Source organism: Nostoc sp. UIC 10607 (assembly GCF_047228265.1).
Lineage (GTDB): Bacteria > Cyanobacteriota > Cyanobacteriia > Cyanobacteriales > Nostocaceae > Nostoc > Nostoc foliaceum_A.
In genome coordinates, this window is sequence record NZ_JBIQNW010000062.1 from 24,639 (window position 1) to 32,498 (window position 7,860).

7 protein-coding genes are annotated in these 7,860 nt (G+C 43.5%); 2 read left to right on the plus strand and 5 right to left on the minus strand.

Going from position 1 to position 7,860, the window contains the following annotated elements:
• The 5 genes from ACEYW6_RS30025 to ACEYW6_RS30045 all read right to left on the minus strand — a co-directional run.
• On the minus strand, positions 1–2,326 hold a 2,326-nt coding region (locus ACEYW6_RS30025), incomplete at its 3' end, for an NB-ARC domain-containing protein (RefSeq protein WP_412982642.1).
• Between the two features lie 144 nt (positions 2,327–2,470).
• Positions 2,471–2,890: a hypothetical protein gene (locus ACEYW6_RS30030; RefSeq protein ID WP_412982643.1), complete on the minus strand. Its 420-nt coding sequence runs from the start codon at positions 2,888–2,890 to the stop codon at positions 2,471–2,473.
• A 183-nt stretch (positions 2,891–3,073) separates the two neighbouring features.
• On the minus strand, positions 3,074–3,811 hold the full coding sequence (locus ACEYW6_RS30035) for a DUF6753 family protein (RefSeq protein WP_412982644.1): 738 nt from the start codon (positions 3,809–3,811) through the stop codon (positions 3,074–3,076).
• Positions 3,811–4,590, minus strand: coding sequence for a hypothetical protein (locus ACEYW6_RS30040; protein ID WP_412982645.1), 780 nt, complete (start codon positions 4,588–4,590; stop codon positions 3,811–3,813). Before ACEYW6_RS30040 ends, ACEYW6_RS30035 begins: the two co-directional genes overlap by 1 nt.
• On the minus strand, positions 4,591–5,118 hold the full coding sequence (locus tag ACEYW6_RS30045; protein ID WP_412982646.1) for a hypothetical protein: 528 nt from the start codon (positions 5,116–5,118) through the stop codon (positions 4,591–4,593). It abuts the gene before it with no gap.
• A gap of 455 nt (positions 5,119–5,573) precedes the next feature.
• Here ACEYW6_RS30045 and ACEYW6_RS30050 point away from each other — a divergent pair, with 455 nt between their 5' ends.
• Both ACEYW6_RS30050 and ACEYW6_RS30055 read left to right on the plus strand, forming a co-directional pair.
• Positions 5,574–5,972, plus strand: a complete 399-nt coding sequence (locus ACEYW6_RS30050; RefSeq protein ID WP_412982647.1) for a plasmid mobilization protein — start codon at positions 5,574–5,576, stop codon at positions 5,970–5,972.
• Positions 5,953–7,860: relaxase/mobilization nuclease domain-containing protein (locus ACEYW6_RS30055; RefSeq protein ID WP_412982648.1), on the plus strand; the 1,908-nt coding region annotated here is incomplete at its 3' end. The genes ACEYW6_RS30050 and ACEYW6_RS30055, both read left to right, overlap by 20 nt.

Consider the following 7,860-nt stretch of genomic DNA (forward strand, 5'->3'; position numbering starts at 1 on the left):
GTGATGGCAGTTTGTCAGCTAAGGCACTCAGAGCTTTAGCGCGATTCTCCCCAGACTGAATTTCTCTGGTGGCAGCAAGTGCCTCTGCGAATAATTCCGATGGCAGTTTGTCAGCTAAGGCACTCAGAGCATTGGCGCGATGATACTCAGACTGAATTTCTCTGGCGGCAGCGAGTGCCTCTGGTAATACTGATGGCAGTTTGTCAGCTAGGGCACTCAGGGCTGTGGCGCGATGTCTATTAGGCTGAATTTCTCTGGCGACGGCGAGTGCCTCTGGTAATACTGATGGCAGTTTTTTAGCTAAGGCACTTAGGGCTTTGGCGCGATGTCTATTAGGCTGAATTTCTCTGGCGACGGCGAGTGCCTCTGGTAATAACTCCGGTGGCAGTTTCTCAGCTAAGGCGCTCAGGGCATGGGCGCGATGTTTCTTAGACTGAATTTCTCTAGCAGCAGCGAGTGCCTCTGGCAATACTGATGGCAATTTGTCAGCTAAGGCAATCAGGGTATCCGTGCGATGTCTCTTAGACTGAATTTCTCTGGCGGCAGCGAGTGCCTCTGGTAATAACTCCGGTGGCAGTTTGTCAGCTAAGGTAATCAGGGCATAGGTGCGGTTATACTCAGACTTAATTTCTCTAGCGGCAGCGAGTGCCTCTGGTAATACTGATGGCAATTTGTCAGCTAAGGCGCTCAGGGCTTTGACGCGGTTATACTCAGACTGAATTTCTTTGGCGGCAGTGAGTGCTTCCGGTAATACTGATGGCAGTTCGTCAGCTAAGGTAATTAGGGCATAGGCCCGGTCATACTCAGACCGAATTTCTCTGGCGGCGGCGAGTGCTTTTAAGAACGCTAGTTCTTTTAGGTCTGGTGGTAAACAATTCACTAGCTTTGTAAGCAAGCAAGCTTTTAGATCGGGATTCGAGCTTTGCAGAGCATAAGCTAGTCCTTGTTCTGGTGTCCACACATTTTTTCTGATCAATGCAATCAGCAGTTTTACAGGTAAATTAGCTGCCAAACTATTAAGGGATGCACTAATCAAAGCATAACGGCACTGTAGTCCAACAATTTTGGGTAGGGCTGGCTCAGTCCAATTCAATTCTGCTAGTTCCCAAGCACGATTAATATCTGTTAAATAACTTGCTGTCTGTGCCAGTCGCTCTTGGGCATAGTACCAGCCATTAGTTCCTGTCTGCGTCTCTTCTCGCAATAACTGGTGAATTTCTTCTATCTGTCCAGCCTTCTCAAAATGCCAAACTAGATGTTGATGGATATAACCATCATTAGGCAGGGTATGCCATAAACAATTTTGGGTTTTTTGTCGGTAGTTCTCCAAAAAAGTAGCGTGAGCATGAGCAAGAGTCATACCTAACCCTGGTAAATTACCTTGACGCTTAGGTGTTGGAGGAGACGTTAACAAATTGCGTGCTAAATCATGGAATAGATCATGCAGACGATAAGTCAGTGTCCCGTCAGCTAGAGGGACACCAGGTAATAGTAGGGCTTTACTTTGCAAGTATCGGAGTGTATCGGAAGCGTCCCGCTCATCTGACTTATTCCAAAGTGTTGCCGTCATACTAGGAGTAATAATTGCATCTTCAGGTAACACCCCCAGCCAAGTGAAATTTTCTTTTTCCTCTTTTTTTAATCGCTGTATGCTCAAATTCAATGATGCAGTTAAGCTAAGGCGTTTTAAAGAAGCTTCATCATTAGTATCTCTAGCTTCAAGATCATCAAATGTTTTTAACCGAGCAATTTCTTGTTGAATATCCTGTAATAGAATTTTCCAAAATATACCACTTCCAATCTGTGCCGCTGCTAGTTCTAATGCCAAGGGAAGGTAGCCAACCGCTTTCGCTAAAGTTTCTGCTGATTGATGTTCTTCACCAGTTAGGTCACGTTCTAGTTTTTTGGTTAGCAATTCCATTGCCTGCTCTGGTTTCATCACATCTAGGCTGTAAGTACTGGCTCTCAGTGTTTTAGCGATCGCCGTCTCGCGGGTTGTAACTAGCACCTGACAACGATTTCCACCCACGTTAAATGCTGGCGCATCCTCCGTGTTCCAAGCATCATCTACTATTAATAAAACAGCTTTGTCATACAGCAAAGTCCGAAGATGGCTAGAAGTAGTTTCTATGCTAGTGGCACGAAAGTTGTAATCCCCTAAAGCTTGTACCCAACCGCTTAATAGGGAGAGAACATGAGGTTGTTGACCTAAAGTTGCCCATAGAATGCCATCACAAAAGTGATCTTGTACTTGTCTATCATGTGCCAGTGCAGCTGCTAAAGTAGATTTGCCTACAGAACCTAAACCGTGAATGGCAGTGATCACCAAAGTGCCAGCATTCGATGATGACTTTGTTAGGAGGCGAGTCTTTAAGTCCTGACTGAACTCTGGCCGCTCTACAAAATGTTGTGGTAAGGGTGGCGCTTGTTGAGGATTTAACTTTACCCGTTCCCCTTCGGACGACTCTAGTCAGTTGAATGTAATACTGTGACCACTGCCACCTTGAATCACTGGAGCATTAGTGCCGATAGCATTGTTCTGTTGTGCTTCTCCTCCATAAATATTCTGAACATTCTGACCTGGAATTTTATCTATGTTTATCTCTTGCTGAATCTCATCAACTAGTTTTTCTACCTCTTGGGCAAAATTCGGGTCAGATTTCATCACTTCCTGTAAGTAGACAGCAACCTTATCTAAATCTGCTGAGGAGCCTTTTTCTGCTTCTACAAAAGCAGTTGCAGCCTCCTGATTGACTCGGAACTTGTTCCAAATATTGTTACGCAGCACTTTTATCTTAGCAAGAGTTGCTTCTGTGAATTTCTCAATTGTCGTTTCAAAGACTTTGGTAAAAACAAGCGTGGCGATCGCACCAGCAGTTAATGGCTCCATGTACTAACTATTCAGGTAGTGTTGTGTTCCATTGATAACACATGGTTCCTGTTGCATCCATAATCAAGGTAATTAAAGGTGATAGCTATCGTTTCAATTAATGGATGTGCGGCATTACACCTTTAGGGTTAGACGTGTAATGCAGACCCAGTTGTTTTAAATCGACTTTTAAACAGCAAATTTTTACCGCCGTCGTCTAAGATTAGGATTTGTCCCCAAACGTTTCTCAACCCGTTGAAGCTTGGCATTACTCCAATCAGTATTCTGCAAAATTTTCTGTAGAGACTCGGTAGTTTCAATAGGAGTAGGGATTGGAAAAATATGTGAATAAAACCAAAACAGAATAAAAAATGAGATCGGAGAGACAAGCCAGATTCTAATAGCTCTAGTCCAACCTTTAACGACCGATTCCGCGTCTTTTTGGTTCAATAGAGATATTCCCGTCTGAATCTCGTTCAATTGTTCTTGTAACGGTTGGCTCAATGTCTCTGGTTGCCTGGGGGAGATATTGTTCAAATTCTCGGAGAGTTTGGTTAAGCTCGTTAATTGCTTGAGTTGTTGCTGAGACGTTAAATTTAATGCGCTCAAGGCTGTCCCTAGCTGATTGCAACTGGTCGCTAGATTTTTGATATTCTCCGTGTGGTCGGCTTGAATCTTCAATTGCTCCGCCGTCAGTTGACTCCATTCGTTTAGCTCTACCTGTAAATTTTCAAATAACAACTTCCAATCATTTGGTGCAGTTTCTGTCAGTTGTGCCAAATAACCGATGTACTGCACTAACCGAAATGCTGGGTCATCTTGTTTCATCCCAGAATCAAGCGCAAACCGCAAGACTTTCGCTTGAAACTCAGGCGGTTTTTCTGACAGCAACCTATCTAAATGAGATACTGCACCATTCCCGTTACCATTACTTACAGCCATTACTCTAACCCCAACTGTACAGCCGCCTTAGAAAACTCAGTTTCAACCGCATCAATCCAGCCATAAACTCTCGATTGATTGCTCAAACTAAAATCCTCATGCTCTAGAGCTTCCCGGAAGGTAAGATCCTTCGAGTCAACGAGGTCAAAAATATCGTCATATAACTCAGGCAATAACAGTTCAATCGCCCCTAATGCTTCAATAGCCTGCTTCACCTTAGAATTGTTGTAGCGAGTGAACTTGTGTTCATCACCCCAGTAAAGATTTTTCACAACAACATAATCAACTTTGTCGCCGCAGAAATCCATCAGCCGTTTTAACTGCAACAGACTATCCTTGACTCGACCCAGCACCGATACCATCGTGATGCGATAACCCAAACGCTGGGCATTTTGGAAAAGAAAAATATCCTTCGCCACCGATTCAAAATATTCTGCTGCCCCAGCAGGCAGATCCACCAAAGAAACTTGAGGAGAAAGACGCTTTAAGTCATCCTGCAAAGCATCAGCACCACCACGCTGATTTAGTTTGAGCGTTTGTACCCCAGGAGCGACTTTGTTGTAATGACGATAAAGCTGAGGATTAGACTGGTCACACTCATAAGCAATGCAGTTGATATTTCTGTGGCGGTAAATGTCGAGTAGGATTCTAGCCACCACACTTTTACCAGTACCGCCCTTATCCCCAGTCACCAACACCAAGCGTCCAAGAGTTTTTGGTTGTTCAGTTGCCTTTTGTTCCTGAACTTGGTCAGCCGATTGTTTAGGTTTGACTACCATCTACAAATCCTCATCGTTTATTATTTCAGGCACAAAAGCAAGGCGAGAGGGATTTTGATTATCTGGAGCTTTAACATCAGAGGTATTTTTAGCCGTTTTAGGAGTTTTAGAAGTTGTTGATTTTGATGAAGCGGGTTTTGATTTAGGTTGTGATTGAGACTGAGGTTTGTTGGGAGATTGAGTATTGCTTTCTGTAATCTCAGGATTCTCGTGAACTACTGGCTCATCAATAACTGGTGTACTAGTATTCTCAAGACTTGGAGTAGTAACTGACTTTTTGCGAGTAGACCGACGAATATCGTTAAGTAAATAACGGATACGTTCAGGACTGATGTTGATATCCAAAGGGGCTAAAGTTTTAGACACTTCCTCATAGCTATAGCCGAGACGAAGCACCCGCTCAATTTGACGGCGCATCTTTTTAATAGCTGCTCGTGCTGGGATATCATCTAATTCCTTAGCACCCAAAGCGCGTAGAGCATCAAGAGCGTCTGGAATCTTTGACTTAGGAATATTGTCTTTAGCCACAAGAGTAAAAATCAAACTAATGTTTATGTTTAAAACTTTACTTTAACAGAGAGCATCTATCTAAAGACAGGTAATTATCAATGCAACAAATAGTTAAGAAACAGCAACAGATATTAACGTAATTGGTTGAACAGTGATTACTCAAAGCGTGTAAGATAACTCACGAACAGTTAATCAAAAATAAATCACACACTCATCATTAATAATTAGCCATACTGTAATTTACGTCAACTCGTTAGTAATATCATCGTGGTGGTAGCCGCAGATTACGCACTTTGTCCCCTAGCGGGTTGTTCCCCTAATCCTTCTGCCTACCCGAAAGACTGGTTAGGAGCAAGCCATGCCTAGCACTGCGTGCTGTCGTCGCTACGCTCGACTCGGCAGGCTTGCCAAAGGGGGAAGTGTCCCCGCTTTGGAAACCCCCTCAAAAAGTTTCATTACGTCTAGTTTGACTTATGCCCAAAGCTTCTTCTCAATCACTTGTCCGCACCAAAATGTTGCAAGTGCGATTCAGCCCAATTGAATACGAGATGATTCGCTCAAAAGCGGAAGATACGAGCATGAGTTTGGCAGAATTAACAAGACGTTGTATATTACTGCGACCAATCCCACCACCACCGCCGCGATTGGGCAGAGTTACAGTGGATACATACCTGGAACTGTCGCGCATCGGCAACAATATCAACCAACTAGCCAAAGCCACCAACACCGCCATTAAAATGCAGTTGCCACCGCCAGCATCACCAGAACTTCTACAAGAACTCTTAGAACTGCTACGACACTGCCAACAGGAAATAGCCAATACCTTCATCGAAGAATCGGACGAGGAAACTGATGATTGGCAACCAGACTAAAGGGCGAGGATTCCGTGGACTGCTGAATTATTTGGAGTCTCAGAAAGATGCCAAACTCATTGGTGGCAACATGGGCGGCAATAACGCCCGTGCCCTGGCCAGAGAATTCAAAATCTCTCGACAACTAAACCCAGAAGCTGACCGTGTAGTGTACCACGCATCATTATCACTACCAGAAAACGAGCGACTAGACGAACCAACCTGGAATGAACTTGCTAACCGCTATCTCGAAGAGATGGGCTTTGACAGCAACCAGTACGTAGTCTACAGACACAGCAATACCGAACACGACCACATACATATTTGCGCCAGCCGCATTCGGTTAGATAACGGGAAGATTGTACATGATAGCTGGGATTACAAGCGTAGCGAAACCATTATCCGGCAGCTAGAACTAGATTACGGCTTACAACAAACCCAGAGTAGCCACGAGAAATTATCGCGTAATCCCAGTATTGGACAACAAAAACGGCTAGAAAGAGAACACGAAGAATATATCAATGGTGAGCGCCTTACACCACAAGAGCGCCCTATTAAGCAACAACTCCAGGAACTAATCGACCGCGCCACAATAGACAAACTAACTATGCCCAAACTGGTTGAGCGGTTGCAACTACAAGGTGTAGAAGTTCGTCACGGATTAACGCGCAACGGTAAAAGTAAGGGCATTTCGTACTCGTGGAATGACCAGAAATTTAGCGGCACATCTTTGGGGCCTGCCTACACATTCCCAGGTTTACAAAAACATAAGGGGATTGACTACCAGCCCCAACGGGATGACGAGCATATTGAGCATCTGTTGAAAAATCCTAAAGAGCAAGCAGTGGAGAGCCAAAGATTCATAAATACAATCGCTGACTTTATTGAACAGTCAGTAGTTGAATCAGCCTTGGTTGAAACGTTACCACAATTAACAGAACAACTGTCTGCGTATCAGCAGCAGCTAACTAATAATAAAACCACATTTGACGACCTGGAAACCGCGATTGTTGATGAAGAGCAACAACTGTCATCACCAAAAGCTGTGGATGCAATCTCTAACTTTATCGAACAGTCAGTAGTTGAATCAGCCTTGGCTGAAACGTTACCACAATTAACAGAACAACTGTCCGCGTATCAGCAGCAGCAAGAAGCAGGAAAAACCGCATTTGACGACCTGGGAGCCGCGATTGTTAATGAAGAGCAACAACTGTCATCACCAAAAGCTGTGGATGCAATCTCTAACTTTATTGAACAGTCAGTAGTTGATGATGCCTTGGCTGAAACGTTGCCACAATTAACAGAACAACTATCTATTTATCGGCAACAACTCTTTCGAGCTAAAACTGCATTCAATGACTTTGAAACAGCGTTGACGACTGAGTTGCAATCCCACGCAGAGAAGAAAGCAATTTTGTCAATCTCTGATTATATTGAGCAATCAGCTATCGAGTCAGCTTTAACTGAAACAGTATTAGGATTAACAGAGCAACTATCTCAATATCGGCAGCAACTCCTTGGAGCTAAAACTACATTCAATGACTTTGATGAAGCATTGACGGCTGAGTTGCAATCCCATGCAGATCAGAAAGCCATTTTATCAATCTTTGATTATATTGAGCAATCAGCTATCGAGTCAGCTTTAACTGAAACAGTATTAGAATTAACAGAGCAAATTTCTCAATACAAAGAGCAACTAGTTCAAGATAAAACTACATTCAGTGACTTTGATGAAGCAGTTACGGCTGAGTTGCAATCTCACGCAGAAAACAAAGCTATTTTATCAATCTCTGATTATATTGAGCAATCAGCTATCGAGTCAGCTTTAAGCCAAGCAGTATTAGGATTAACACAGCAAGTTTCTCAATATCATCAGCAGCTACTTGAAGCGAAAACTACATTCAATGAC